General features: G+C 69.2%; 27 protein-coding genes. 16 read left to right on the plus strand and 11 right to left on the minus strand.

What is annotated here, in order from left to right; translation table 11 throughout:
• Positions 1–41 precede the first annotated feature (41 nt).
• The gene (hemE, locus tag ACGFIV_RS27750; RefSeq protein ID WP_392838132.1) at positions 42–1079 is read left to right on the plus strand and encodes a uroporphyrinogen decarboxylase; all 1038 of its coding nucleotides are present in this window, start codon (positions 42–44) and stop codon (positions 1077–1079) included.
• Here the strand turns inward: hemE and ACGFIV_RS27755 are convergent, their stop codons facing one another.
• Positions 1080–2207: a DUF4349 domain-containing protein gene (locus ACGFIV_RS27755; protein ID WP_392838133.1), complete on the minus strand. Its 1128-nt coding sequence runs from the start codon at positions 2205–2207 to the stop codon at positions 1080–1082.
• Positions 2208–2343: 136 nt separating this feature from the next.
• Between ACGFIV_RS27755 and hemG the strand changes: the two genes are divergently transcribed.
• The 3 genes from hemG (at position 2344) to ACGFIV_RS27770 (ending at position 5324) form a co-directional block, all read left to right on the plus strand.
• Positions 2344–3792, plus strand: a complete 1449-nt coding sequence (gene hemG / locus ACGFIV_RS27760) for a protoporphyrinogen oxidase (protein WP_358552494.1) — start codon at positions 2344–2346, stop codon at positions 3790–3792.
• A gap of 114 nt (positions 3793–3906) precedes the next feature.
• Positions 3907–4548: a hydrogen peroxide-dependent heme synthase gene (gene hemQ / locus ACGFIV_RS27765; RefSeq protein WP_392838149.1), complete on the plus strand. Its 642-nt coding sequence runs from the start codon at positions 3907–3909 to the stop codon at positions 4546–4548.
• Between the two features lie 137 nt (positions 4549–4685).
• On the plus strand, positions 4686–5324 hold the full coding sequence (locus ACGFIV_RS27770) for a hypothetical protein (RefSeq protein WP_392838134.1): 639 nt from the start codon (positions 4686–4688) through the stop codon (positions 5322–5324).
• Between the two features lie 453 nt (positions 5325–5777).
• On the opposite strand, the gene ACGFIV_RS27775 is transcribed toward ACGFIV_RS27770, so the two are convergent.
• Positions 5778–6128 (minus strand): hypothetical protein, encoded by a 351-nt coding sequence (locus ACGFIV_RS27775; RefSeq protein WP_358552500.1) that lies wholly within the window; start codon positions 6126–6128, stop codon positions 5778–5780.
• A gap of 333 nt (positions 6129–6461) precedes the next feature.
• Here ACGFIV_RS27775 and ACGFIV_RS27780 point away from each other — a divergent pair, with 333 nt between their 5' ends.
• The gene (locus tag ACGFIV_RS27780; RefSeq protein ID WP_358552524.1) at positions 6462–6815 is read left to right on the plus strand and encodes an NUDIX domain-containing protein; all 354 of its coding nucleotides are present in this window, start codon (positions 6462–6464) and stop codon (positions 6813–6815) included.
• Here ACGFIV_RS27780 and msrB read toward each other — a convergent pair.
• Positions 6714–7115 (minus strand): peptide-methionine (R)-S-oxide reductase MsrB, encoded by a 402-nt coding sequence (msrB, locus tag ACGFIV_RS27785; protein ID WP_358552502.1) that lies wholly within the window; start codon positions 7113–7115, stop codon positions 6714–6716. The two genes, ACGFIV_RS27780 and msrB, sit on opposite strands and share 102 nt — an antisense overlap.
• 396 nt (positions 7116–7511) lie before the next feature.
• Between msrB and ligD the strand changes: the two genes are divergently transcribed.
• A complete protein-coding gene (gene ligD, locus ACGFIV_RS27790) occupies positions 7512–8507 on the plus strand; it encodes a non-homologous end-joining DNA ligase (RefSeq protein WP_358552504.1) in 996 nt (331 codons plus the stop codon).
• 7 nt (positions 8508–8514) lie between these two features.
• On the opposite strand, the gene ACGFIV_RS27795 is transcribed toward ligD, so the two are convergent.
• Together ACGFIV_RS27795 and ACGFIV_RS27800 are read right to left on the minus strand one after the other, a co-directional pair.
• Complete coding sequence (locus tag ACGFIV_RS27795) at positions 8515–9351, minus strand: LLM class F420-dependent oxidoreductase (RefSeq protein WP_392838135.1); 837 nt, start codon at positions 9349–9351, stop codon at positions 8515–8517.
• Between the two features lie 123 nt (positions 9352–9474).
• Complete coding sequence (locus tag ACGFIV_RS27800) at positions 9475–10617, minus strand: PfkB family carbohydrate kinase (protein ID WP_358552508.1); 1143 nt, start codon at positions 10615–10617, stop codon at positions 9475–9477.
• Between the two features lie 132 nt (positions 10618–10749).
• Between ACGFIV_RS27800 and ACGFIV_RS27805 the strand changes: the two genes are divergently transcribed.
• Together ACGFIV_RS27805 and ACGFIV_RS27810 are read left to right on the plus strand one after the other, a co-directional pair.
• A complete protein-coding gene (locus tag ACGFIV_RS27805) occupies positions 10750–11565 on the plus strand; it encodes a DeoR/GlpR family DNA-binding transcription regulator (RefSeq protein WP_358552510.1) in 816 nt (271 codons plus the stop codon).
• Positions 11566–11575: 10 nt separating this feature from the next.
• The gene (locus ACGFIV_RS27810; RefSeq protein ID WP_358552512.1) at positions 11576–12940 is read left to right on the plus strand and encodes a 6-phospho-beta-glucosidase; all 1365 of its coding nucleotides are present in this window, start codon (positions 11576–11578) and stop codon (positions 12938–12940) included.
• A gap of 17 nt (positions 12941–12957) precedes the next feature.
• Here the strand turns inward: ACGFIV_RS27810 and ACGFIV_RS27815 are convergent, their stop codons facing one another.
• Positions 12958–14310: an aldehyde dehydrogenase family protein gene (locus ACGFIV_RS27815; protein WP_392838136.1), complete on the minus strand. Its 1353-nt coding sequence runs from the start codon at positions 14308–14310 to the stop codon at positions 12958–12960.
• 208 nt (positions 14311–14518) lie between these two features.
• Between ACGFIV_RS27815 and ACGFIV_RS27820 the strand changes: the two genes are divergently transcribed.
• Positions 14519–15337, plus strand: a complete 819-nt coding sequence (locus ACGFIV_RS27820; RefSeq protein ID WP_392838137.1) for an SAM-dependent methyltransferase — start codon at positions 14519–14521, stop codon at positions 15335–15337.
• Positions 15338–15609: 272 nt separating this feature from the next.
• Here ACGFIV_RS27820 and ACGFIV_RS27825 read toward each other — a convergent pair whose 3' ends face one another.
• Entirely contained in the window at positions 15610–15894 is a 285-nt protein-coding gene (locus tag ACGFIV_RS27825; protein ID WP_358552518.1) for a hypothetical protein, read from the minus strand.
• 243 nt (positions 15895–16137) lie between these two features.
• On the opposite strand from ACGFIV_RS27825, the gene ACGFIV_RS27830 reads away from it, so the two are divergent.
• Positions 16138–16869 (plus strand): BTAD domain-containing putative transcriptional regulator, encoded by a 732-nt coding sequence (locus ACGFIV_RS27830; protein ID WP_358552520.1) that lies wholly within the window; start codon positions 16138–16140, stop codon positions 16867–16869.
• A 175-nt stretch (positions 16870–17044) separates the two neighbouring features.
• Entirely contained in the window at positions 17045–17614 is a 570-nt protein-coding gene (locus ACGFIV_RS27835) for a hypothetical protein (protein ID WP_392838138.1), read from the plus strand.
• 35 nt (positions 17615–17649) lie between these two features.
• Here ACGFIV_RS27835 and ACGFIV_RS27840 read toward each other — a convergent pair whose 3' ends face one another.
• Positions 17650–17778 (minus strand): hypothetical protein, encoded by a 129-nt coding sequence (locus ACGFIV_RS27840; RefSeq protein ID WP_392838139.1) that lies wholly within the window; start codon positions 17776–17778, stop codon positions 17650–17652.
• Here ACGFIV_RS27840 and ACGFIV_RS27845 point away from each other — a divergent pair.
• Entirely contained in the window at positions 17777–18343 is a 567-nt protein-coding gene (locus ACGFIV_RS27845; protein WP_392838140.1) for a hypothetical protein, read from the plus strand. The genes ACGFIV_RS27840 and ACGFIV_RS27845 overlap by 2 nt on opposite strands.
• Positions 18344–18499: 156 nt before the next feature.
• Here the strand turns inward: ACGFIV_RS27845 and ACGFIV_RS27850 are convergent, their stop codons facing one another.
• Together ACGFIV_RS27850 and ACGFIV_RS27855 are read right to left on the minus strand one after the other, a co-directional pair.
• Positions 18500–19570 carry an ATP-dependent DNA ligase gene (locus ACGFIV_RS27850; protein ID WP_358554057.1) on the minus strand — a complete coding sequence of 357 codons (1071 nt, stop codon included), beginning with the start codon at positions 19568–19570 and terminating at the stop codon, positions 18500–18502.
• Positions 19571–19602: 32 nt separating this feature from the next.
• Positions 19603–20325 (minus strand): pyrimidine reductase family protein, encoded by a 723-nt coding sequence (locus tag ACGFIV_RS27855; protein ID WP_358553994.1) that lies wholly within the window; start codon positions 20323–20325, stop codon positions 19603–19605.
• A 172-nt stretch (positions 20326–20497) separates the two neighbouring features.
• Here ACGFIV_RS27855 and ACGFIV_RS27860 point away from each other — a divergent pair, with 172 nt between their 5' ends.
• A complete protein-coding gene (locus tag ACGFIV_RS27860) occupies positions 20498–20884 on the plus strand; it encodes a hypothetical protein (protein ID WP_358553997.1) in 387 nt (128 codons plus the stop codon).
• 64 nt (positions 20885–20948) lie between these two features.
• On the opposite strand, the gene ACGFIV_RS27865 is transcribed toward ACGFIV_RS27860, so the two are convergent.
• Positions 20949–21272, minus strand: coding sequence for an ATP-binding protein (locus tag ACGFIV_RS27865; RefSeq protein WP_392838141.1), 324 nt, complete (start codon positions 21270–21272; stop codon positions 20949–20951).
• A gap of 393 nt (positions 21273–21665) precedes the next feature.
• Here ACGFIV_RS27865 and ACGFIV_RS27870 point away from each other — a divergent pair, with 393 nt between their 5' ends.
• From ACGFIV_RS27870 to ACGFIV_RS27880, 3 genes are read left to right on the plus strand one after another with little or no spacing between them, the layout of a single operon-like run.
• Complete coding sequence (locus ACGFIV_RS27870; protein WP_392838142.1) at positions 21666–22868, plus strand: XRE family transcriptional regulator; 1203 nt, start codon at positions 21666–21668, stop codon at positions 22866–22868.
• A gap of 9 nt (positions 22869–22877) precedes the next feature.
• Entirely contained in the window at positions 22878–24308 is a 1431-nt protein-coding gene (locus ACGFIV_RS27875; RefSeq protein WP_358554006.1) for an AAA family ATPase, read from the plus strand.
• Positions 24308–24949 carry a hypothetical protein gene (locus tag ACGFIV_RS27880; protein WP_358554009.1) on the plus strand — a complete coding sequence of 214 codons (642 nt, stop codon included), beginning with the start codon at positions 24308–24310 and terminating at the stop codon, positions 24947–24949. Before ACGFIV_RS27875 ends, ACGFIV_RS27880 begins: the two co-directional genes overlap by 1 nt.
• The last annotated feature ends 193 nt before the right edge of the window (positions 24950–25142 follow it).

Below are 25142 nucleotides of genomic sequence, written 5' to 3' on the forward strand. Positions count from 1 at the left end.
GCGGTGCGTGGACCGGCCCCTCGCCGTGGCACCCTGGATAGGTGAATCCCGAGACCGCCGAGTCCCCGTTCGTCCGTGCCTGCCGGCGACTTCCCGTGCCCCACACGCCCGTCTGGTACATGCGCCAGGCCGGGCGCTCGCTGCCCGAATACCGCGCGGTGCGCGCCGACGTGCCGATGCTCACCGCGTGCGCGACGCCGGACCTCATCGTGGAGATCACGATGCAGCCCGTGCGGCGGTACGGGGTGGACGCGGCGATCTTCTTCAGCGACATCGTGGTGCCGCTCAAGGCCATCGGGATCGACCTCGACATCAAGCCCGGCGTCGGCCCCGTCGTCGCCGCCCCGATCAGGGACACCGCCGCGGTCGGCACCCTGCGCGCCCTCGACGCCGGCGACGTGCCGTATGTCACCGAGGCCATCCACGCGCTGACCAAGGAGCTCGGCCCCACGCCGCTCATCGGGTTCGCCGGCGCCCCCTTCACGCTGGCGTCCTACCTGATCGAGGGCGGGCCGTCCAAGAACCACGACCACACCAAGGCCATGATGTACGGCGAGCCCGCGCTGTGGGACACGCTGATGAGCCGTCTCACCGACATCACCCTGGCCTACCTGCGGTTGCAGATCGACGCGGGCGCCTCGGCGGTCCAGCTGTTCGACTCCTGGGTCGGCGCCGTCGCCCCCGGCGACTACCGCGAGTTCGTCCTCCCGTACACCAGCCGCATCTTCGCCGGCCTGGCCGACCTCGACGTGCCGCGCATCCACTTCGGCGTCGGCACCGGCGAGCTGCTCGGGCTGCTCGGCGAGGCCGGCGCCGACGTGGTGGGCGTCGACTGGCGGGTGCCGCTCGACGAGGCCGCGCGCCGCGTCGGCCCCGGCAAGGCGCTCCAGGGCAACCTGGACCCGGCGGTCCTGTTCGCGCCCTGGGACGTCGTGGAGGCCCGCGCCCGCGACATCGTCACCCGTGGACGGGCGGTGGAGGGCCATGTGTTCAACCTCGGCCACGGGGTGCTGCCCACGACCGATCCCGGCCAGCTCGCCCGCCTCACCGACTTCGTTCACGAGGTGTCCGTCCGCTGATCACCGCTCCGGGGGCCCCTCAGGAGTGTCACGAGCGTCTGGGGCGTCCTGCTGGGGGCTCTCACCCTCCTCGGGCGCGACGGGCGTCCAGGGGGCGTAAGGCTTCTCAGGGACGTCCGGCTTCTCTGGGACGTCCGGCTTCCCAGGGGCGTCCGGCTTCCCGGGGACGTCCGGTCTATCGGGGGCGTCCGGTGCGGGTCGTCGCGCGGTGGCGTGGCGCTGGAGGGACGGCACGCGCCGCCGTACGGCCACGTAGGCGATCCAGAGCACGCCGAGCACCACCAGCCAGGGCAGGAGCGCGCCGAAGACCGTCAGGGCGATCCTCGTCGTGGTCGCCAGGGCGTGCCAGCCCGCCTTGAGGCCGCTGAGGAAGTTCGGCGGCGCCGGCTTGGGGGGCGTGGGCGCGGGGCGGGTGACGTGGACGAGGTTGAGGGTCAGCGTGCCGAGGGCCGTCTGGGCCGCCAGGGTCCTCTGCCGGGCCTGTAGCGACTCCAGATCGGCCTCGCGGGTGGAGATCTCCCGCTCGACCTCCAGCACCTGGGCGATGGTCTTCGCCCTGGACATGAACTTTCGGACCTGGTCGAGCGCCGACTTGGACGACTTGACCCGGCTGTCCACGTCGGCGATCTGCTGGCTGACGTCCTCGGTGCCGAGGCTCAGCGACTCCCGGACGCCCAGGTCCTTGCCCAGTTGGTCGACCACGGCGGGATACCGGTCCGGGGGGATCTTGAAGACGATGGCCGACCTGCCCTCGCGCCCGTACGAGGTCGACCGCTCGCTGTCGACGCGCCCGCCCGCCGCGGTGACGATCTGCTTGGCCTTGTCGGCCGCGACGGTCACGTCCTTGACGCGGACCGCCATCTCGCCGGTGTAGACGATCGCCCGGTCCGCCTGCTTGACCTCGACCTTGGACGAGGACGCGGAGTCCCCCGAGCCCTGGCCCGCGGCCCCGCTCCCGCCCGCCCGCGTGTCGGCCTGTGCGGGCATTTCCGCCGGCCGCCGCGCGGCAGGATCGGCCGGAGCGGTCCCCGAGCTCGACTGGTCCCCGGACCCCCCGCAGGCGGAGACGGCGAGGACGACTGCCGCCAGGGTCACCATCAGGGACGGGCGGCTCCGTAGGATTCTCATGCCCTTGTTGACGAAACCGGCGAGCACCCGGTTTGAGCGGGCCGCGTCACAATGGCGTCACGTTCTCCGCCCGCCGCCCCGGAGCCGCGCCGTGACCAGCGCACGAGGTGCTCGCGGGCGGGTAACGTCTGGAGACATGGAAGGGACTCGGCGGCACGTCGTGGTCGTGGGCGGGGGCATCGCCGGGCTGGCGGCGGCGTGGCATCTCCGCCAGGAGGACGAGAGCCTCTCGGTGACGGTGCTCGACGGCGCCTCGCGCATCGGCGGCAAGCTGCTCGCCTCCGAGGTCGCGGGCATGCGGGTGGACGAGGGCGCTGAGGCCATGCTGGCCCGCCGCCCCGAGGGCAAGGAGCTCGCCCGCATGGTCGGGCTCGGCGATGAGCTGGTCCACCCCGGCCCCACGGGCGCCTCGGTCTGGACGCGGGGCGAGCTGCGCGCCATGCCCAGGGGCCACGTCATGGGCGTGCCCTCCGACGTCGTCCAGCTCGGCCGCTCGGGCATTCTGTCGCCCGCGGGCCTCGCCCGGGTGCCGCTCGACCAGATCCTGCCCGCGACGCTGGTGAGCTCCGATGTCTCCGTCGCGGCGTACATCCGGGCGCGCATGGGCGGGGAGGTCGTCGACCGGCTGGTGGAGCCGCTGCTCGGCGGCGTCTACGCCGGGCGCGCGGAGTTCCTGTCGCTGGACGCGACCATGCCCCGCGTCGCGACGATCGCGCGCACCGAGCGCTCGCTGCTCCGGGCCGCCCGCGCGATCAGCGACGAGGCGCCGAAGGACGCGGGCCCGGTCTTCACCACCCTGAAGCGCGGCATGGGCAGCCTGCCGGAGGCGGTCGCGGCGGCGTCCGGCGCCCACATCAGGACCGGCGTCATGGTGCGTGAGCTCCGGCGCACCCGCACCGGCTGGCGGCTGGTGGCCGGGCCCACGAGAGAGCCCGAGACGATCGAGGCCGACGCGGTGATCGTCGCGGTGCCCGCGCCGGCGGCGGGCAGGCTGCTCGGCGACGAGGTGCCCAAGGCCGCCGCGGAGCTGGCCCGCATCGAGTACGCCAGCATGGCGATCGTCACCCTGGCCTACCCGCGCGGGGCGTTCCCCGAGCAACCTGCGGGCAGCGGCTACCTGGTGCCCCCGATCGAGGGACGGGCGGTCAAGGCCGTGACGTTCAGCACGGTCAAGTGGCCCCATCTGGCCGAGAGCGACCCCGGCCTGCTGGTGCTGCGCTGCTCGATCGGGCGCCTGGGCGAGGAGTTCGTCCTCCAGCGCGACGACAACGAGCTGGTGGCGCTCGCCATGGCCGAGATGGCCGAGATCATGGGGGCGCGCGGGCTTCCCCTGTCGACCCGGGTGAGCCGCTGGGGCGGCGCCCTGCCGCAGTACGACGTGGGCCATCTCGACCGGGTCGCGCGCGTCCGCGCGGCGGTCGCCGTGCAGCCGGGCCTCGCGGTCTGCGGGGCCGCCTACGACGGGCTGGGCATCCCGGCCTGCGTCGCGACCGCCCGCACGGCCGCGGCGGGGGTCCTGGCGTACCTGCGGGAGCGGCACGGGGGAGAATGGCGTGAGGACCAGCGAGCGGCCGGCACCCGCTGAGAGCCCCGCTGGCGTCAGGCGATTGAAGCTGTCGATGGAAGGCGAGTGCGATCAGTGACGGAGAGCAGTGCGCGGCCCAAGGCGCGCGATCTCAACCAGGTCATCCGCTACACCATGTGGTCGGTCTTCCGGGTGCGCGAGCCGCTGCCGGGTGACCGCCAGCAGGTCGCCCACGAGGTCGAGGCCGTGTTGTCGCAGGCCGCCGAGAAGGACGTCGTGACGAGGGGCTCCTACGAGGTGGCGGGCTTCCGGGCCGACGCCGACTACATGTTCTGGTGGCACGCCTCCACGCCCGAGGATCTTCAGGAGGTCTACGGCCGCTTCCGGCGCACCTCTCTTGGACGGGCGAGCGAGCCGGTGTGGTCGGTGATGGCGCTGCACCGCCCCGCCGAGTTCAACAAGTCGCACATCCCGGCGTTCCTCGCCGAGGAGGAGGCGCGGGGCTTCGTCTGCGTCTATCCGTTCGTGCGTTCCCTGGAGTGGTACCTCCTTGAGGACTCCGAGCGCCGGGCCATGCTGGCCGAGCACGGCAAGATGGCCCGTGACTACCCCGACGTGCGCGCCAACACGGTGGCGTCGTTCGCGCTGAACGACTTCGAGTGGATCCTGGCCTTCGAGGCCGACGAGCTCCACCGCATCGTCGATCTGATGCGGCACCTGCGCGCCTCCGAGGCCCGCAGGCACACCCGTCTTGAGGTCCCGTTCTACACCGGCACCCGCAAGCCGCTGGAGGAACTGGTGGCCGCCCTGCCATAAGCGGTCATTTCCCTACAAGGCCCGGTAGAGCAGGACATGCATCACTCTTGCCCCAAATGCCCCATGCCTATCATCGTGGGAACAACCCACACGAGTCCGCGATCTTTGGCATACTCAGGGGGATATCCCATGTCGACGTGAGGCAAAGGGTGAACAGGGGCAAGAGTCTGGCACGTTCCAGGCGAGGGGGGCACCGGCGGCGCAAGGCGCGCCGGACACGGGTTCTGGAGGTCTTCGCCGGGCTGGCCGCCATCGTGGTGGCGGCCGTGGCGATCGGCGGGGTGTTCGTACGGCCCGGCGGCGGCGCGTCCGCGTCCGGTGTCCCCACGCCCGCGCCGAGCGTCGCGGGCGTGCCCTCGGCGACGCCGGACACGGCCGGGAAGGGCTCCGGCGTCGAGGCGGCGAGCACGGGCGCCAAGAAGGCGCGTGGGGCGGCGAAGACGGCCTCGGGCCCGTCGAAGCACACCGACGCCAAGGCCATGAGCTACTTCAAGAAGCGGTGGGTGGGCGACAAGGCCGTCAAGCGGATCACCGACATACGGACCATCGGGAAGTACCTGCGGATCTACACCAACCTGCCGGAGTCCGCCCACAACTCCAGGTCCGCGATCGACCTGTGCAAGCGGGGCCTCGAATACCTCGTCCAGGAGGTCGGCGACGAGCACCCGGTCGTGTTCGTCCAGGCGGAGTTCGGCCAGAACGGCAACCCGGTGCTCGCCAACATCCTCGGCGGAGGCGACGACTCCTGCCGGCTCACGCATCCAGCCCCGAACTAAGGGACTCCGGGCCAGGGGGCTCCGGATCGGGGAGGTCAGGGACGGGGAGGCTCTGGGCCGGGGGGTCCGGGACGGTGAGGCTCTGGGCCGGGAGGTCCGGGACGGGGAGGCTCCGGCTCGGAGCCTCCGGCCGTCGCACCCGCACCCGGGTCCTGCCGCAGACCTCGCATCGCTGCGTGACCACCAGGCCGATGGCCTCGATGGTCTCCCACCTGTGGCGTAGGTGCACGCGGACCCTTCTCTTTCTTCATCGCATCCAGGCGCAGATGCGACTCCACACAATTTCCTGCCGACGCCACTGCTGAATCGGCATTGAACTGAAGTGACTCTTCACGCCTTAGCGGATTTCGTGATCAATCGGCTGCCCGGCATCGTTGGATTCAGCTGCGCGGAGCGATATGGGGTGGGAACGATTTCCTTGGCCTGCGAAGAGCGGCTTAAGTTGAGTAAGCCCTAGAACGGCCTGACCGGAGTGCACTCCAGCTGGATCTCGGCCAGCATGTCCTTCGAGCGGGATTCGTTCTTGAAGAAGACGGAGATCTGCTGCCGGTATTGCTTCAGCGGGTAGGGCGGGGTCCCCGACCACGTGTAGTAGCCGGTTATCACCGCGGTCGTGTACCACGGGTGGGTGTCGGGGCACTTGAGGAACAGGTTGGCGCCAGCCTGCGGTTCCAGGATCGCGCTGGTCCTGATGGTGACGGTCGCTGGTGGCTGGACGGCGGCCGAGGCCGGAAGCGCCGGGACAAGAAGCCCACCGGCCAGGGCGGCGGCGACCGCCGCACCGGTGATTCCGCGTGTTCTCATGATTTTCTCCTTCACTTCCTTGCCCGAAGGCGGGGATCTCCAGGAGAAGTGTCCTTTCGCGATCTTGAGAGCGACTTGAGGTCCACTTGGACGGCGGTCGAAAAGGGGGAGCGGGAGTGCCCGGCAGCAGAAGCGTTCCACCGGTTGTACCGATGTTTCGGAATAAGCCTGACCAGCTCACATTGGGAGCAGCGACAAGCGACGCCCTTCCGGCGCGGGCGGAATTCGATGACCCCCGTGTCCGGCTGGAAGAAGCCCGCAGAGACCCCATGGATCCGATCGCGGCCGAAGTCTGAGCGATTGACCGCAATTTCCGGTACATCCTGCTTGTGAATCACTTGGCGCGGTTGGGTGCCGCCAGGAGGCGAAGTCGGAGCAGGAGAGACACCGCGCGCCGCGGCGAGCCGGGAACTCCGCGAAGAGACATGGGCGGGACGGAACCTGCCGGCTCACGCGGCCGCAGGACCCGCAGGCGTTCTCCTACCCCGGCCTTGGTACGCGCATGCGCCGGCCGTGACTTGGCGTATGCCGTCAATCACGGTCGCGAGCCGCTCGCCGGGCGGCCCGCGACCTCATGCGCGGACGCTACTCGCTCGGCACGAGCCGCAGCGAGACGGAGTTGATGCAGTAGCGGTCGTCGGTCGGGGTCGGGTAGCCCTCCCCGTGGAAGACGTGCCCGAGGTGTGAGTCGCATCGGGCGCAGCGGACCTCGACGCGGGTCATGCCGAGGGAGTGATCCTCGATGAGGGTCACGGCCTCGGACTCCGACGGCTCGAAGAACGACGGCCAACCGCAGTGCGAGTCGAACTTCGTGTCGGAACGGAACAGCTCGGCTCCGCAGGCACGGCAGGAGTAGACCCCTGTCGTCTTGGTGTCGACGTACTCTCCGGTGAACGGACGCTCGGTGCCCGCCTGGCGGAGCACCCGGAACTCCTCGGGGGACAGCTGGACACGCCAGTCGGCGTCACTCTTGACCACCTTCTCCATGCCTCCAGCCTATGCGCGGGCGGAGCGGAGGCGTTCCCCGGATCCGGGACGTGAGGACCTTGTCAGATGCCCGGGGAAATCGGTCCGGCGATTTTTCGGGCCGAGCATCCTTTCGGAATGCTTTCAGCGTCTTTAGTAGCGGAGGGTTGATCACCTCCAGCTGAGGGAGGATCGCCGGTCCATCCCCGCCTCAGGCGGCGTCCGCGTCCACGCGGCGCGCCGTCATACGGTCGGGGGAGGCCGCCGGACGGGTGGCACGTCAGCGCCGGGTCCGGTGATCGTGGCGGGCGATCGTCGAGGTCCGTCCCGTTCGAGCGCCCGGTCCGCCACCGAGGTACTCCGGGACGGACCGTCCCCTCCCGGTTTCTGTCACCGTCGCGGGGTACGGTCGGAGGCATGGCGTCGCCATTCATCGAGCTCAACGTCGGGGACCGTGTCATCAAGGTCACCAACCCCGACAAGATCTATTTCTCCGACATCGGGGCGACCAAGCGCGAGCTGGTCGAGTACTACGTGTCGGTCGGCGAGGGGGCGCTGCGCGCGCTCAGAGACCGGCCCACCTACCTCAAGCGGCATCCCGACGGGGTGCAGTCCGAGGCGATCTACCAGAAGCGCATCCCGACCCGGCGCCCCGACTGGCTGGAGACCGTCACCATCCGGTTCCCGAGCGGCCGCAGCGCCGACGCCCTGCGCGTCACCGAGGTCGCCGCCATCGCCTACTGCGCCAACCTCGGCACGATCGACTTCCACCCGTGGCCCACCCGCGCCGACGACGTGGAGCATCCCGACGAGCTGCGCATCGACCTCGACCCCCAGCCCGGCACCGGCTTCGACGACGCCAGGGAGACCGCGTTCGCCGTGCTGGAGGTCCTCGACGAGCTGGGCATGCGCGGCTTCCCCAAGACGTCGGGCACCCGGGGCATCCACATCAACGTGCGCATCGAGCGCCGGTGGTCGTTCACCGAGGTGCGGCAGAGCGCCATCGGCCTCGCCCGCGAGGTGGAGCGCCGCCGCCCCGACCTGACCACCACGGCCTGGTGGAAGGAGGAGCGCGGTGAGAAGGTCTTCATCGACTACAACCAGAACGCCCGCGACCGCACCATCGCCAGCGCCTACTCCGTGCGCGCCCGGCCCTACGCCCCGGTGTCCACGCCGGTGACCTGGGAGGAGCTGGCCGACGTCGACCCCCGCGACTTCGACATCCGCACCGTCCCGCCGAGATTCGCCGAGCTGGGCGACGTGCACAAGGAGATCGACGACCGCGCGTTCTCCATCGAGCCGCTGCTCGCGTGGTACGCCAAGGACGAGCGCGGCGACATGCCCTATCCGCCCAACTACCCGAAGATGCCCGGCGAACCCAAGCGCGTGCAGCCCAGCAAGGCGAAGCCCTAGGGATCTTCTAGGCGAACAGCACCTCCGCCAGCTTCCGGTAGTCGTCAAGGGGGTCGGTTCCCGGGTCGGTCAGGAGCTGGATGTTGACGTGGTCGGCGCCCGCGGCGAGATGCTCGTCGACGCGGCGCTTGACCGTCGCCGGGTCGCCGTAGACGACCAGGGCGTCGATCAGGCGGTCGCTGCCCTCGCCCGCGAGGTCGTCGTCGCCGAAGCCCAGCCTGCGCCAGTTGGAGGTGTAGTTGCTCAGGCCCAGATACATCCGTACGGCCTGCCTGGCGATCGAGCGCGCGTGGTCCACATCCTCGGTCAGCACGACCTTCTGCTCCGGGGCCAGCAGCGCGCCCGCGCCGAGGATCTCGCGGGCCTGCCTGGTGTGCTCGGGCGTGGTCAGGTACGGATGGGCGCCGGCGGTCCGCTCGGCCGAGAGCCGGAGCACCTTGGGGCCGAGCGCGGCCAGCGCCCGGCTCTCGACCGGCACCCCGGCCGCGTCGAGCCCGTCGAGGTAGCGCTCAAGGGCGGCCAAGGGCTTGGTGTACTCCGTCACCGCCTCGGGGTGCCCGGCTCCGACACCGAGCAGGAAGCGGCCCGGGTGCCTGGCCTCGATGCGCTGGAAGGAGGCGCCCACGGTCCGCGGGTCGTCCTTCCAGATGTTGACGATCCCGGTGGCGACGGCCACCGTGGTGGTCGCGTCGAGGAGCTCCTCGACGATCCGCAGGTCGCCGTCCGGCGATCCGCCCACCCAGAGCGCGCCGTAGCCGAGCTGCTCCAGCGCCAGCGCCAGCTTCGGGGTGAACGGGGGCCTTCCCTGCCAGACACCGACTTCACCGAGTGCGGGTCTCGTCATCATCTCGTCCTTTCGATGGTCCTGGTCCGGTCCCTGCGCCGCGGGGGTCGTGCCGAGGCCCGGAAGACGACGCCGGGCGAATCCCCACAACAGCGATAGGGATCAACACCCGGGGGACTCGAATTATTCGGCCTCGCGCGGCGTGGTGCCCGCTCCCACGTCGGCGTGCCGCGACATGGTCGCGGCGGCCCGGCGCACGGCCCCCACCGGGACGCTGGGGACCAGCTTGTCCAGGAATGCGTACCGGCGGGCGAGCGAGGCGATGTAGGCCCCGCTGGTGCCGGCGGCGGCCCGCACGTCGTGCCACCAGTCGGCGATGTCGCCCCAGCCGGGCGCGGCCAGGGACCCGCCGAACTGCTGCACCGCGAGCGCCGAGCACACCCCGGCGAACGCCAGACGGTCTGCCAGCGGCCAGCCCGAGAGCGTGCCGAGCACCAGGCCCGCCCCGAAGACGTCGCCGGCCCCGGTCGGGTCGAGCGCGGTCACCCGCAGCGCCGGGACGTACGCCTCCTCGCCGGTCGTGGAGTCGATGGCCATCGCGCCGTTGGCGCCGTCGGTGACCACGGCCAGCGGGACACGGTCGGCGATCTGGTACAGGGCCTCGCGCGGCGTCTCCGTGCCGGTGTACGCCATGGCCTCCACGGCGTTCGGCATGAAGGCGTGGCAGACGGCGAGCTGGTCGAGAAGGGTGGGGGACCAGGTCTCGGAGGGGTCCCACCCGACGTCGGCGAAGATGAGCGCGCCGTCCTTGTGCGCGAGATCGGCCCACGTGCCGGTGCCCCCGCTGCCCAGCGGCTCCTCCACCGACAACGGCACGATCACCGCGCTGGAGCGGGGCGGGCGGCCGATCATCTCGGTCGCGGCCATGGGCGGGGGGTGCCCGTGGGTGACCATGCTGCGGTCGCGGTTCACGGCCATCGAGACGGTCACCGGGGAGTGCCACCGCTGGAACCTGCGCGACCTGGACAGGTCGACCGACTCCTGCTCCGACAGGATGCGCCAGTTGAAGTCGGCGTAGTCGTCGTCGCCGAACGCGGCGGCCATGGAGGTGCGCAGGCCGAGGCGGCTGGAGGCGATGGCCAGGTTCGCGATACCGCCGGGGCACGACCCCATGCCGTCGGCCCAGACCTCGGTGCCGGCGGCCGGCATCGCCTGGAGCCCCGTGAAGACGATGTCGAGGAAGACGGTGCCCGCCGTGAACACGTCGAACTCTGGCCCGTCTGGGCAGCGTTGATCGGCTAGTGGGTCATACGCCTGGACAGACACGGAGTGAGTCCTCCTCGACTGAGCGAAGATGTGCGCACTCTTGCACGTTTCGACCACCCAGATCAAGAGTTGACGGGCAATGATGCTCATTTTTGCTTAGTAGCGCGCAAGAATGACTGATACGATCCTGGCGTGCTCCAGCACGTCCGGCATGCCGAGATCATGGCGCGTGTCCGCCTCGCGGGCGCCACGAGCGTGCGCGACCTGGCGGCCCAGCTCGGCGTCAGCCCCTCGACCATCCGCCGCGACCTGGAGATCCTCGACCGCGACGGCACGCTCACGCGCGTACGCGGTGGAGCGCTCGCCGGCGGGGGAGCGGGTGGTGGAGTCTCCGCAGGCGGGGGAGCGCCCGGCGGCCTCGTCGCCGGCGCCGGTGACGACCTTGCGTCCGGGCGGCCCGAGAGTCCCGGTGAGCGCGACAAGGACGCCGTGGCCGCCCGCGCCGCCCGGCTGGTCCGCGACGGGGATGTCGTGCTGCTCGACGTCGGCAGCACCACCGTGAGGCTGGCCCGCCACCTGAGCGGCCGCCGCGTCACCGTGGTCACCTCCAGCCTGGCCGTCGTCGACGTGCTGCGCGGCGACTCCGCCGTGGAGCTGCTGCTGCTCGGCGGCATGCTGCGCCGCGCCCCCCACTCCTCGCTCGTGGGGGTGCTGACCGAGGAGGCGCTGCGCCAGGTGTCCGCCGACCGCGTCTTCCTGAGCGCGAGCGGCGTGCGCCCCGATGGGCAGGTGACCGACTCCACGATCGCCGAGGTCCCGCTGAAGCGGGCCATGATGGTGGCCGCCGGGCAGGTCGTCCTCCTGGTCGACCGGCACAAGTTCCCCGGCAACGGGGCGCTGCGGGTGTGCGGCCCCGAGGAGCTCGACGTGGTCGTGACGAACGAGGGCGCCGACGAGCCGACCGTCCGCACCCTCACCGGGGCGGGCGCGCAGGTGCTGCTGACATGAAGGAGCAGGTATGAGGCTGGCCATCCTCGGCGGCGGCGGTTTCCGCGTCCCGCTGGTGTACGGCGCGCTGCTGCGCGACACCGGCAGGCCGAGGGTCGAGGAGGTCGTGCTGTACGACGTCTCCGAGGAGCGTCTGGCCGCCGTGGGCCACGTGCTCGCCCAGCTCGCGGCCGGGTGCGACGACCCGCCGCGCGTGCGTGCCACCACCGACCTCGACGACGCGCTGCGCGACGCCACGTTCGTGTTCTCGGCGATCAGGGTGGGCGGGCTCGAAGGCCGCACCGCCGATGAGCGGGTCGCCCTCGACCTCGGCATCCTGGGTCAGGAGACGATCGGGGCGGGGGGCATCGCCTTCGGCCTGCGCACCATCCCGGTGGCCATGCGCGTGGCCGAGCGTGTCGCCGCCGTCGCGCCCCGGGCGTGGGTCATCAACTTCACCAACCCCGCCGGCATGATCACCGAGGCCATGCAGCGGGTTCTGGGCGACCGCGTGGTGGGCATCTGCGACTCTCCGCTCGGGCTGATCCGCAGGGCCGCCCGGTCGCTCGGCCTCGACCCCGCCCGCACCGCCCCCGACTACGTCGGGCTCAACCACCTCGGATGGCTGCGCGGGCTGTCGTACGGGGGGCGTGACGTGCTTCCCGACCTGCTCGCCGACGACACGGCGCTCAAGCTGGTGGAGGAGGCACGGCTGTTCGGCCCCGAGTGGGTGCGGTCGCTGGGCGCGCTGCCGAACGAGTACCTGTACTACTACTACTTCACCCGGGAGGCCGTGGCCGCGATCGGCGGCGCGGCCCAGACCCGGGGGGAGTCCCTGCTCCAGCAGCAGTCACGGTTCTACTCGGCGGTCCGGCGGGAGCCCGAGCACGCCCTGGCCGAGTGGCAGCGCGCCCGCAGGGAGCGCGACGCCTCCTACATGGCCGAGACCCGCGACACCACCCAGGCCGGTGAGCGTGACGCGGCCGACCTCTCGGCCGGCGGGTACGAGGGCATCGCGCTCGCGCTGATGACCACCATCGCCCGGGGCGGGAGCACGACCATGATCCTCAACGTGCGCAACGGCTCGGCGGTCGCCGGGATGCCGCCCGAGGCCGTCGTGGAGGTCCCCTGCGTCGTGGACGCGGGCGGGGTGCGACCGCTCGCGACCAGGCCGCTGGCCGGCCAGTTCCTCGGGCTCGTCCAGCAGGTCAAGGCCGTCGAGCAGCTCACCATCGAGGCGGCGGTGACCGGCTCGGCGGGCGTGGCGCTGCGGGCGTTCGCCTCGCACCCGCTGGTCGACTCGGTCTCGGTGGCCCGCCAACTGCTCGACGGCTACCGCGCCCGCGTCCCCGAGCTCGCGTCGGTCCTGCACCCGGCCCCCGGCCCCGTACGGTAGCCCCGCCGCCGGGATCGTCAGGTCTGGATGATCGCGGCCTTCTCCCGGGTGTACGCGAGGACGGAGTCGTGGCCGTAGCCGCTGTCCTTGACGCCGCCGAACGGGAGGCCGGGAGGCATCTGGCGGAAGGTGTTGACCCACACCGTGCCGCTCTGCAGGTCGCGGACGAACCGGTGGGCACGCCCGAGGTCGCGGGTCCACACCCCGGCGGCCAGGCCGTACGAGGAGTCGTTGGAGATCGCCAGCGCCTCCTCGTCGGTGTCGAAGGGGATGGCCACCGCGACCGGGCCGAAGATCTCCTCCTGGCACACGCGGAGCGAGTTGTCGGTGGTGGTGTAGAGCGTCGGGGCCACCCAGTAGCCGCCGGGCATCGACGGGACCACCGAGGCGCCGGTCGTGCCGCCGAACACCAGCTCCGCGCCCTCCTTCTCGGCGATCTCCAGGTACCCGGTGACCCGCTCGTACTGGCCCGCCGACACGATCGGGCCCATCGTCGTCGCGAGATCGAGCGGGTCGGCCAGCGTGAGGCCTCCCGCGACGGCGGCGACGCGCTCGATCATCTCGTCCCAGACGGGACGCTGGATCAGGATGCGCGAGCCCGCGACGCAGACCTGCCCGGCGTTGCCCGTGTAGACGGAGTTGACCGTGACGCCCTGGGCTGCGGCGTCCAGGTCCGCGTCCGCGAAGACGATGTTGGGGGACTTGCCGCCCAGCTCGAAGGTGAGCGGTTTCAGTGAGTCGGCGCTGGCCCGCGTGATGGCCTGGCCCGTCTGGGTGGAGCCGGTGAGGCTGATCTTGCCGACCCCCCGGTGCCGTACCAGCGCGTCGCCGACCTCCTCGCCGAGCCCGCTGACGATGTTCAGCACCCCCGGAGGCAGCACGTCGGCCAGGAGCTCGCCGAGCCGCAGCACCGACGCGCACGCCTGCTCGGCGGGCTTGACGATCACGGTGTTGCCGGCGGCCAGCGCGTACGCGGCCTTCGCCGAGAACGTCGAGATGGGGGAGTTCCACGGGATGATCCCCAGGACCACGCCGTACGGCTCGCGCCGCGTGAGCCCCAGCGTGTCGGGCCCGAGGATGACCGTGTCGCCCTTGACCGCGTCGAGGACGTCCCCGGCGGCGATCCGCCACAGGTACTCGGCGACCTCGCGCAGGAAGCCGGCGCGCCCGAGAGCGGGCATCCCGGACCAGCCGGGGAACGCCTTCCTCGCGGCGGTGACGGCGGCGTCCGCGTCGGTCCGGCCGCTCGCCGGGATCCGTGCCCAGACCTCGCCGGTCGCCGGGTTGACCGAGTCCAGTGTGCGGCCGTCCGCGGCGGGCACCAGCGCGCCTCCGATCAGGTTGCGGTATTCCGTGATGCTGCCTGCCATCCTCAACTCCCGCGTCGGCCGTACCGGACCTGACCAAGCGTACGCTTGCTCAACTAAATCCGGGAAGCGGTGCGATTCGGCCGCCGGCCGGGCGCCGACCGGCCTGACATATCACGGTTTGTGATCAAGATTGGTTACTGCTGCGGAATGACGGGTTTTGCCGATTATTTTGGAGTTCCAGTCGTCCCATTTCCGACAGGAGAACCCCGTGACCGACAGCTCGTTCCCGCCCGGCGAGCCGCCAAAGATCGACACCACGGTCTCCCACTCGCCCCGGATCTGGAACTACTGGCTCGGAGGCAAGGACAACTACCAGGTCGACCGCGAGGTCGGCGACCAGTTCCGCGAGGTCTTCCCCGACATCGTGGAGATCGCTCGCAGCTCGCGGGGGTTCCTGTCGCGCGCGGTGACCTATCTGGCCGCCGAGGCGGGGGTCCGCCAGTTCCTGGACATCGGCACCGGGCTCCCGACCCTGGACAACACCCACGAGGTCGCCCAGCGGATCGCCCCGGAGTCCCGAATCGTCTACGTGGACAACGACCCGGTGGTGCTGACGCACGCACGCGCCCTGCTCGTCAGCGCGCCGGAAGGCGTCACCCAGTACATCGACGCCGACCTGCGTGACCCCGAGACGATCCTGGAAGTGGCGGGCCGCACCACCCTGGACTTCGACAGGCCGGTGGCCCTGATGCTTCTGAACATCCTCGGTCACGTCTCCGACATCGAGGAGGCGCGTTCCATCGTCAAGCGGCTGACCGACGCCCTGCCGTCCGGCAGCTACCTGGCGATCGCCGACGGCACCAACGTCGTGCGAGGGCCGGAGTTCGAGGCCGCGATCGCCATCTGGAACGCCAGCGGCTCGGTCCCCTACAACCTGCGCTCCCCGGAGCAGATCAGCGGCTTCTTCGACGGCCTGGAGCTCGTCGAGCCCGGCGTGGTCTCCTGCCCCAACTGGCGGCCGGACGACCACGAGAGCCAGTTCGCCCGCGAGGTGGACGAGTTCTGCGGGCTCGGGCGAAAGCCCTGACAGCCGCATCCCTGACGGCCGCGTGGGCTGACGGCCGCGTGCGCTGACCGTGACCGGCTTCGTGCGCTGACCGGCTTGGTGCGCTGACCGGCTTCGTGCGCTGATCGGCGGCGTGCGCTGATCGGCCGCGTGCGCTTGATCGGCCGCGTGCGCGGACGGGACGGCCCGCGCCTGGAAGGCACGTACCGCCCCGTCCGCCGGGCACCGCTCAGTGCGGGCCGGTCCGCTTCGTCACCCCGTGGCCCGGGGCGTGCCCGGCCGGCCGCGCGCCGCTACGACTCGTCGACCGGTGTCTCCTCGCCAGTCGTCGTCGAGGTGTAGACGCCCCACATCGTGGCGGACGACGGCTCGGTGTAGGCCTTGCAGACGAGTGATGTCTCGATGGAGGACTGCTGCTCCTCTATGTCGGGGAGGGCGCTCTGGCACGACGCCAGGGACTCGTACCCGCCCTTGATCAGCTCATCGGAAGGAGCGGCCGCGAGGGCCGCCGACGCGAGTGTCGCGGGTACGGCGAGCGCGCCGCTCAGGGCGAGTGCCGCGAAGACGTTTCTCCTCATGGAGATCGACCTCCTCTCGTGCCGCCGAAGGTGGCGGCCACATGAGAGCGTGACCCGGCCGGCGTCACCGGAGCATGACGCGTGCGTGACGGGAGGGCGGGCTCCTGCGGTTCGCCAGGCCGCATGCTGACCCAATAAAACGGGACATATCGCCATCTACCGGGTACATAGTCGGAGGAGAGACGGCGACGGGAGGGCTGCTTACCAGACGACTCGCTTTCCACACGGGAGGCAGCAGAACTTATGGAGAGCGGCGACCGGCCCGTCCTGCGGGTCGACCTTCTGGGGGGCTTCCGGCTGCTGGCCGGGCGCGAGCAGGTGACCATCTCGGGCGGCTCCGAGCGTCTTCTGTCGTTCGTCGCCCTGTGCGGGCAGGCCGTACCCCGGACCCTGATGGCGGGCACGCTGTGGCCTGACCGGCCCGAGCGGCGGGCGTACGCGAGCCTCCGGTCGGCGCTGGCGCGTCTCGAAGGGGTCGGACGTCAGGTCCTCGACATCGGCGCGACCGAGGTACGCCTCAGGCCGGTCGCCGGGGTCGACGTGGACGAGGCCCGATCGCTGGCCAGGCGCATCCTCGACCCCTGCGCGCCCACGCTCGAACAGGACCTCAGCGCGGCGACCGTGGAGAAGTTGTCGGTCGACCTGCTGCCCGGTTGGTACGACGACTGGGTGGTCCACGAGGCAGACGAGTGGCACCAGCTACGGCTGCACGCCCTGGAAGCCCTGGCCGAGGACTTCATCAGGGCCGGCAGGTTCGCCGACGCGGTGGCCGCCGCCGGGGTGGCCGTACGGGCGGAGCCGCTGCGCGAGAGCGCCCACGCCGCGCTGATCCGCGCCCACCTCGCGGAAGGCAACCAGGCCGAGGCCCTTCGCGACTACGAGCGGTACGAGCACCTCCTGGACTCCGAGCTGGGCCTGCGCCCGACACCGCTCGTCGGCGAGCTCGTCGCCGGCCTCCGCACAGCCGCACGCTGAGACCACCCCGCTTCCACGGCCCCGCCGTCCTACGTCAGGCCGTCCTTCCTTCGTCGGGCCGTCCTTCGTCACGTCGCTGTCACGGCATACCGGACACCATGTGCTTCGACGGCAACGGGGTCACCTGGACCGTCGCGATCACCTCGGGTGGCCCGGACAAGCGAAGGAGTCGGTCATGGCAGGCAAGCGATCTGTGATCCTGGTCGCTCCGGCGGTCCTCGCGCTCGCGCTCGGACCCACGGGAGCCTCACAGGCCTCGGTCGTCGCCCGTTCCGTTGCGGGAGAGCCCGCCGCGTCCGGTACGGCCCCGGGGGTGCCCGTGCCGCGCGACCGGGGCGACTACGCCAAGGGCTTCGGAGAGGGGTACGCGGCGGGCAGAGCGGAGTGCGACGGCCGGCCCAAGCCGAAGACCCGAGGACGGGGGCTGCCGGCGAGCCCCGACTACGAGCGCGGATACGCCACGGGCTACGACGAGGGCTACACGAGCTGCGAGAAGGCGGCCGGCGAGACTCCTCGGAAAGAGCCTCCGGGCCTCCACACGCCCGTGACGCCCCCCGAGCCTCCGGACCTTCGTGAGGCACCGCCGCCCCCGGAATCTCCGGGTCTTCGTGAGCCGCCGCCCCCGGAGTCCCCGGGTCTTCGTGAGCCGCCGCCCGCCCCGGAGTCTCCGGGCCTCAGGACGCCTCCTCCGAACCGGCCCGCGCAGGGTGGCCCGCCGTTGAGCCATGCGGCCGTCCACCGGTGAGATCCCTCGAATCCCACGGGTGCGCGGGGACGGTGTCATTCCCCCGTCACGCCCATGTCACGGCGGGGTGGCGGGGCGCCGGACAGCATGTGGTGCGAACCCAGGACGGCCACCTCGACGGACGACGACAGCCGGGTGGCCGGGACACGGAAGGAGCCGATCATGGTAGGTAAGCGACGTCTGGCGCTGCTCGGTCCGGCGCTCATCTCGCTCTCACTCTGGTCCACCGGAGCCGCGCAGGCATCGGCCGCGCCTCGCCCGCCGGCGATCGCCGGTGCCTGGCAGGGTACGGCCGCGGTGGCCGCGCCCGGCTCCCGCGTCCTGCCAGGGGACGACGGCGACCGTGGCAGGTCGGAGAAGCGGAGCAGATCCGAGATGCGGAGCGACCGCGACGGCGACCGCGGCAGGTCGGAGAAGCGCAGCAGATCCGAGATGCGAAGTGACCGCGACGGCGACCGCGGCAGGTCGGAGAAGCGCAGCAGATCCGAGATGCGGAGCGACCGCGACCGTGATCGGGAGAGGTCGGAGAAGCGGAGCAGGGAACGTGAAAGGTCGGAGATGCGGGGCCGCGAGCGCGAGAGGTCCGAGATGCGCAGCGATCGTGACCGTGGCAGGTCCGAGAAGCGGAGCACCGAGCGCGAGAGGTCCGAGATGCGCAGCGACCGTGACCGCGGCAGGTCCGAGAAGCGGAGCACCGTGCGCGAGAGGTCGGGGCGCGGCGGCTACTAGCCGGAGAGCGTGAGGAAAGCTGACCGGTGTCACAGCCGGGTCAGGCGGGGACATGGGCCGGGCTCGCCCATGTCCCTTCATTTCCGGGCTCAAGGCGTGCTCAGCGGTTCCCCGGCTCAGGGCGTGCTCAGCGGGTTCCCCCGGCTCAAGGCGTGCTCAGCGGGCGAGGATGTCGTCCAGGTTGTAGCCGACCGGGTGTTCGAGCTGCTCGTAGTCGCACGACTCGGGCGTGCGGTCGGTGCGCCAGCGGCGGAACTGGGCGGTGTGCCGGAACCGGTTGCCTTCCATGTGGTCGTAGGCGACCTCCACCACCAGCTTCGGGCTGAGCGGGACGAACGAGAGGTTCTTGCCGGCGCTCCAGCGCGAGATCGCGCCCGGCATGCGCTGGGTGGTGCTCTCGTCCTGCGACATCCAGGAGCTCCAGGGGTGGTCGCCGAGGTCGGTCAGCAGATACGGCCTCAGCTCGTCGATCAGCTCGGCCCGGCGCTTCATCGGGAACGACGCCGCCACCCCCACGTGGTGCAGCACGCCCGCCGAGTCGTACAGCCCGAGCAGCAGCGACCCGACCACCGGGCCGGACTTGTGCTCGCGGTACCCCGCCACGACGCAGTCGGCCGTGCGCTCGTGCTTGACCTTGAACATCGTGCGCCGGTCGGGCTCGTACGGCTGGGTGGTGCGCTTGACCACGATGCCGTCGAGCCCTGCCCCCTCGAACATCTCGAACCACTCGCCCGCCCGCTCGTCGCTGTCGGTGACGGGCGTCAGCCGCACACGGTCACCGGCGGCCGCCAGGGCGTCGACCAGACGCGCGCGGCGCTCTCCGAACGGGGTCTCCAGCAGGCTCTCGTCGCCGATCGACAGCAGGTCGAAGGCGACGAACGACGCGGGGGTCTGCTCCGCCAGGAGCCTCACCCGCGAGGCCGCCGGGTGGATGCGCTGCTGGAGGGCGTCGAAGTCGAGGATCTGGCCGCGCCGCAGCACGATCTCCCCGTCGACCACGCAGCGCTCGGGCAGCTCTCGCTTGACCGCCTCGATCAGCTCGGGGAAGTAGCGGTTGAACGGGCGCTCGTTGCGGCTGCCCAGGTAGACCTCGTCGCCGTCGCGGAACACGATGCAGCGGAAGCCGTCCCACTTGGGCTCGTAGAGCAGGGTGCCGTCCTGGGACGGCAGCTCCTTGACGGCCTTGGCCAGCATCGGCGCCACGGGTGGAGCCACCGGAAGACTCATCTCGGGGGGAAGGTTCGGCTGCGCGGGAAGGTTCATGCCGGCTCCCGGGTGTACTTGCAGAAGAGGAAGCCGTCTTCCTCCAGGACGTGTGACAGGCTCAGCCGGATGTTGGAGGCAGGGCCGTTGAGGATGCGCGCCGCGTCTCCGCCCGCCAGCAGCGGGCTGATCGTCAGGCAGAGCTCGTCCACCAGCCCGGCCGCCGCGAGCTGCGCGTTGACGCGCGGGCCGCCCTCGCAGAGCACCATGCCGAGCCCGCGCTCGCGCAACGCTTCCACGGCCAGGGAGAGATCGACCCGCTCGTCTCCCGCGACGATCACCTCGCCGTGCCTGGCGGCCTCGTCGCGCCGGTCCTTGGGCGCGCGCTCGGTCGTGATCACGATCGTCCTGGCGTAAGGCTCCGTGTCGGTGAACAGCGGGCCGGCCAGGTCGAGGTCGAGCCGCCGCGTGATGACGGCGATGGGCGGGACGAGCGGCCGTCCCCGGCGCAGCTCCGTCCACGAGGCGCGCGGGCGGGCCGGGCGGTACCCCTCGGTACGTACGGTCGCGGCGCCGGCCACCACCACGTCGGCCAGGCCGCGCAGCACTCCGAAGACGCGGCGGTCGCCCTTGCCGGACAGGCCCTCGGACAGGCCCTTCAGCCAGGCGCCGCCGTCGACTCCCGCGACCATGTTGAGGCGCAGCCACTCGCCTCGGGGGTACGCGTAGGCCTCGGCGAGGTCGACGTCGTCCGCTGAGCTGGGAAGGATGCGTCGCACGCTCTCTACCTTGGCACAGGTCAGGCACCCGGTACGTGAGCGGGATCCGCCATCCTCGAAGTAACGCTTCGGCATATTAGCGACATGTGAGTCATAGGACGCGTAGCGTTACGCGGCCCTCCGGAGATGTAGGTGGGGAGGAACGTCTCCGGAGAGATCGGGAGGGCATTGGGTGCGGGTGGTCACTGTCGCGGTGTGGCTCGTCACCATCGGGTTCGGGATCTACCTGCTGTGCCTCTGGCTGGCGGGTGGCCGGCAGAAGACCAAGGTCACCCGCTACCCGAGCTTGCTGATCATCCTGCACCCGGCGCTCGGGGTCACCTCGCTCGCCGCCTGGGCGGCCTTCGTCCTCACCGCCCGCACCGGCTACATCTGGCTGTCGCTGGGGCTGCTCTGCCTCGCCACCCTGCTCGGCTTCGTGATGTTCACCCGCTGGCTGGGGGCCGGCAGGCACGCCCGCGGCGCCGACCAGGGCTTCCCCTTCCTCGCCGTGATCCTCCATGGCCTCGCCGGAATCCTCACCTTCATCCTCATCCTCCTGGCCGCGACGACGACGTAGCCCCATCGCCGTACGCGTCATCCTGGGCGCGCCGCCACAGATGGCCAGGGAGCCGCGAACCGGGTCATGTGGGCTGCCGGGGTCGGGGGAAGCGGAGGCTCGCGGGGGCGTCGCGGGGCTCGTAGTCCACCTCGAACCACAGTGTGCGCCCCGCCTCGTCGTCGTGTACGGCCCAGCGGGCGGAGATCAGGTCGACGAGCATGAGGCCTCGCCCACCCTCGGCCAGGAGCTCTCCGCAGAGGCGGGGGGCCGTCCGGCTCCCGGCGTCGACCACGTCGACGTGTACGAACGCGTAGCAGTCGGCGAGTGCGAGCGTGACCTTCCCGCCGCCTCGTGAGTCCGAGTGGATCACCGAATTCGTGACTACCCCCGAGACCAGCAGCGTCACGTCGTCCAGCGCAGGATGCCCGTCACCGAGCTTCCCCCTGACGAACTACCGCGCCCGGGAAACCGACTCAGGAGCCCCGACCAGATCGACCACCCCCAACAGGGTGCCGGTCGTCGAGTGCTCGCGGTGAGAAGGGATTGTTGTCTCTGGCTCAGTCACAGATTGGCCTCCAGAATGCGGTTCAGGGTCCATACGGCGTTGTGGCGCTCGTAGCGCGCCCTCTGCCTTGCCCCCCATCACATCGCTCCGTATGCATGCACTGACAGTGCGCTCAGGGGAGACTGGGGGAGGCAAGCGGTCCACGTCCCCCGAGGAGTACGCGATGGCGACGTTCCGGCCTGGGCCGTACGGCTACGCGCTGAGCGACGCGACAAGCTGTGGACACAGCGAGAAATGGCCAGGCAACTGGCCGATGCCGCCGACGAGCACACCCGCGCGCGCATGCCCGGGCGCGATTCCCTGGTACGCATGATCAAATTCTGGGAGGCTGGCAGACATCGACCAAAGGACCCTTACCGGGTGCTGTACTGCCGCGCCTTCGGACTGAGCGAGGCCGACCTGTTCGGCGTGGTGGAAATGCCGCTTCCAGCTCTGGTGTTGCCGTCACTCGCGCCGGACTCCGATCTGTATGAGCGAATCACGAGAGCCATCGGCGAACGACAACGGGTGGACTCGGAAACGATCGACTGGCTGGAGCGCTGCCTTTCCCAACATCGCCAGGCAGAGGACACCCTTGGAAGCCGGCCCGTGCTCCCCGTGGTACGCGCGCAACTATCGGCCGTCTCCGATCTCGCTCGCGGCGCATCCGGTGCGCTCGGGGATCGGATGGTCGGCATGGCCGCTCAGTACGCCCAGTTCATGGCCTGGCTGTGTCAAGACTCCGGAGACCTGGCGGCGGCACTCGCATGGTACGACCGCTCTCACGGGTGGGCGTTGGAATCGGGAGACGCAGCCCTGGCGGCCACCACCCTGAACATGAGGGCGCATCTCTCCTGGAGTGTCGGAGACGCCCAGCGGTGCGTGCGGCTTGCCGACGCGTCCCGCTGGCACGACGGACGGACGACGCTCGGGGTGCAGGGCATGGCGGCGCAAATGGCCGCCCGGGGGCTCGCACAGATGAAGGATGCGCCAGGAGCGCGGACCCTGCTCGGAGAGGCCGAGGAATCGATCAAGCGTGCGGCCGAACAGCCTGAGGACGAGCCTCCGTGGATGTATTTCTACGACGACGGCTGGTTCACCATGCAGCGCGGCATGGCCGAGCTCGAACTCGGCGAGGGTGCCCGCTCCGCGGCCTTGGAGGCAACAGCATGGGATTCATCTACCAGTGCGCTGCGGGAACTGCTTATCAGAGGATGCGTGGTCGCGCTTGGCGCGCTCGTGGAGACCAGGTCCGAGCATGGAGAGATCGCAGTCTACGATCACGCGGCGGGGTGCTCCAGCTTGGCGAGAAGGTACGGCAGGCGCTCGGCTTGGGGGGATATGGCCCCCTCCGGTCAGGCTGTAGCCCTCAGCCACGGGGCAAGCACTGCGTCGGATGGGACTCGCCAGTTGGCACTGATCCAACGATCAGTGCCAACTGGCCGGATAGCTCGGTAGCCTAAGGCGATGCTCACCAAGCTGGAAGTTCAAGGTTTCAAGAACCTACTAGATGTATCTGTAGAATTTGGCCCATTCACCTGCATTGCGGGTGCAAATGGGATCGGTAAGTCTAATCTCTTTGACGCGATTGAATTTCTTTCATATTTGGCTAACGAGCCACTTGCTGAGGCTGCTCAACGTGTTCGAAGCTCATCCGGATCAAAGGGGGGGGATCCTAGAGACCTGTTTTGGGATGGCTATAGGGATCATCAGCGGGAGATATCAATCGCTGCCGAAATGATTGTTCAACGTAATGTGGAGGATGATCTTGGAGATACGGCCAGGGCTACTACCACATTTTTGCGCTATGAGCTAACCCTTGGTTATTCCCTTCCAGAAGGGGAGGGAAGTGTTGGGAAGTTGACCTTGGAGCGGGAAGTTCTAAAGCACATTAACAAAGGAGAGGCTTCTAGGCATCTCCGTTTTCCCCATAGTGCCAAGAACTTTCGCAATGCGGTTCTTCGAGGGCAAAGAAGCGGCGGACCCTTCCTGTCCACGGAGCATCGTGATATAGGGACCATTATTAATGTTCACGGGGATGGAGGCAGTTTTGGGCGGCCACAGCCCCGTTCGGCTGCCAGGGCGGGTCGTACAGTCCTTAGTACAGTGACAACCAACGATTATCCCACTATTCTTGCTGCCCGCCGAGAAATGCAAAGTTGGCGACGTCTAGCATTGGAGCCCTCGGCGCTTCGCGCCCCTGATAGCTTCTCTGCGCCTCGAACAATGCGCACCGACGGGCGCTATCTCGCGGCTGCGCTTTTCCGAATCGCCTCGGAGAGTTCAAAATATTCATTTGAGTCATCGATCGACGCTGAAGCAATCTATGCGGAAGTAGCAGATAGGCTATCGGATTTAACTGGTGTGCGCGTGGAGAGTCTCCGTGTCGAACCTGATCAGGTGCGCGAAGTGTTCACTCTGTTTCTTCGTGAGCGGGGCGGGCTTCGACTACCCGCGAGAGCGCTGTCGGAGGGAACACTAAGATTTCTAGCCCTCTGCGTCCTACTCGAGGATCCGACGGTGACGGGTCTGATATGCATGGAGGAACCTGAGAATGGTATTCATCCGGCAAACCTTCCTGCTATGGTCAAACTCGTTCAAGACCTAGCGGTCAATCCGAAGGAAGCTCCTGATCAAGATAACCCTTTCAGGCAGATTATTATAAACACCCATTCTCCGTGGGTTGTACAACTGTGCAATCCAAACGATTTGCTCTTGGCTGACGTGCAGCCGCGTAAGACAGCTGATGGAAAAGTCGCGAGTTCACTATTGCTCCTGCCGTTCGAGGATTCTTGGCGAGCGGCGTCCGGCGGCGTTACCTTCTCGCGAGCAGACGTAACCTCTTACCTAGCGGCACCTTCCGGCGCACAGTTGACCCTTCCGGCGGAAATGATCTAATGACCGGCAAGCCATTGTCTGGACTCTTTATAGCGGAAGGAACTTCCGACCTCCCGCTATCTGACATCGTAGAATTCCTGTTCGCGGAACGCGGCCAGAGTTTGAGGCTGAGCAAACCGGACTTCGATGCTCTGAAGAAGGTTCGGAAGGATGTAGAGTCTAAGCTAATAGCAGGTGCTCAACTGACGGGCAAACCATTCGATTTGGCAGTTATACATCGGGATGCGGACAATGCTGGTTGGCAGGCCAGGCTCAGCGAGGTCCAAAGCGCAGTCCTCTCGTCTGGGGTGCCCTGTGAGTTGATACCGGTCATTCCGATCAGAATGACTGAAGCGTGGCTCCTGCTTGATGAATCTGAAATACGTAAGGTCGCCGGAAATCCCAATGGTCGAGAGAATCTTGGACTGCCCAAGATTCGTGAGGTCGAGGGAATCGCCGACCCAAAGGGACTGCTTCGTGACTGCTTGATGAAGGCCGCCAGCGTCAGAGGAAGAAAACGCCAGACCGCAGCGACCCGCTTCCCGCAACACAGGAGGCAACTTCTAGAGCGTCTGGACTTACAAGGGCCTGTCGCCCAACTATCGAGTTGGAAGAAGCTCGTCTCGGATATCAATCGATTCGTAGATTCGCTATCCGCCTAGGGTGTTCTCCTGGGCGCGTTTCCCGTTTCTTCCGAATGCAGGTCAAATGCCTCGAAGGATATGTACAAGGAAGTCGGGACGTTGCTGGGCGAGGCAGTCGAGGCGTTCGGGCAATGCTCGTCGCTGTTCCGGGTGCAGTATCTGGCTGACAAGTCCAAACGGCCATGCGCGCGTCTGAGCTTTCCTGGCCGCC

Origin of the sequence: Sphaerisporangium sp. NPDC049003 (assembly GCF_043197795.1) — a bacterium.
In the GTDB taxonomy this organism is placed as follows: domain Bacteria; phylum Actinomycetota; class Actinomycetes; order Streptosporangiales; family Streptosporangiaceae; genus Sphaerisporangium.

What these genes read in the sequence shown, in the direction of transcription:
- ACGFIV_RS27880 (WP_358554009.1), top strand. Translation starts at nt 24,308, where the DNA reads ATGACCGGCAAGCCATTGTCTGGACTCTTTATAGCGGAAGGAACTTCC.
- msrB (WP_358552502.1), bottom strand. Translation starts at nt 7,115, where the DNA reads ATGGAGAAGGTGGTCAAGAGTGACGCCGACTGGCGTGTCCAGCTGTCC.
- ACGFIV_RS27775 (WP_358552500.1), bottom strand. Translation starts at nt 6,128, where the DNA reads ATGAGAACACGCGGAATCACCGGTGCGGCGGTCGCCGCCGCCCTGGCC.
- ligD (WP_358552504.1), top strand. Translation starts at nt 7,512, where the DNA reads ATGGCGTCGCCATTCATCGAGCTCAACGTCGGGGACCGTGTCATCAAG.
- ACGFIV_RS27850 (WP_358554057.1), bottom strand. Translation starts at nt 19,570, where the DNA reads ATGAGTCTTCCGGTGGCTCCACCCGTGGCGCCGATGCTGGCCAAGGCC.
- ACGFIV_RS27755 (WP_392838133.1), bottom strand. Translation starts at nt 2,207, where the DNA reads ATGAGAATCCTACGGAGCCGCCCGTCCCTGATGGTGACCCTGGCGGCA.
- ACGFIV_RS27845 (WP_392838140.1), top strand. Translation starts at nt 17,777, where the DNA reads ATGGTAGGTAAGCGACGTCTGGCGCTGCTCGGTCCGGCGCTCATCTCG.
- ACGFIV_RS27870 (WP_392838142.1), top strand. Translation starts at nt 21,666, where the DNA reads ATGGCCAGGCAACTGGCCGATGCCGCCGACGAGCACACCCGCGCGCGC.
- ACGFIV_RS27830 (WP_358552520.1), top strand. Translation starts at nt 16,138, where the DNA reads ATGGAGAGCGGCGACCGGCCCGTCCTGCGGGTCGACCTTCTGGGGGGC.
- ACGFIV_RS27815 (WP_392838136.1), bottom strand. Translation starts at nt 14,310, where the DNA reads ATGGCAGGCAGCATCACGGAATACCGCAACCTGATCGGAGGCGCGCTG.
- ACGFIV_RS27810 (WP_358552512.1), top strand. Translation starts at nt 11,576, where the DNA reads ATGAGGCTGGCCATCCTCGGCGGCGGCGGTTTCCGCGTCCCGCTGGTG.
- ACGFIV_RS27835 (WP_392838138.1), top strand. Translation starts at nt 17,045, where the DNA reads ATGGCAGGCAAGCGATCTGTGATCCTGGTCGCTCCGGCGGTCCTCGCG.
- hemG (WP_358552494.1), top strand. Translation starts at nt 2,344, where the DNA reads ATGGAAGGGACTCGGCGGCACGTCGTGGTCGTGGGCGGGGGCATCGCC.
- ACGFIV_RS27825 (WP_358552518.1), bottom strand. Translation starts at nt 15,894, where the DNA reads ATGAGGAGAAACGTCTTCGCGGCACTCGCCCTGAGCGGCGCGCTCGCC.
- ACGFIV_RS27875 (WP_358554006.1), top strand. Translation starts at nt 22,878, where the DNA reads ATGCTCACCAAGCTGGAAGTTCAAGGTTTCAAGAACCTACTAGATGTA.
- ACGFIV_RS27840 (WP_392838139.1), bottom strand. Translation starts at nt 17,778, where the DNA reads ATGATCGGCTCCTTCCGTGTCCCGGCCACCCGGCTGTCGTCGTCCGTC.
- ACGFIV_RS27795 (WP_392838135.1), bottom strand. Translation starts at nt 9,351, where the DNA reads ATGACGAGACCCGCACTCGGTGAAGTCGGTGTCTGGCAGGGAAGGCCC.
- hemQ (WP_392838149.1), top strand. Translation starts at nt 3,907, where the DNA reads ATGTGGTCGGTCTTCCGGGTGCGCGAGCCGCTGCCGGGTGACCGCCAG.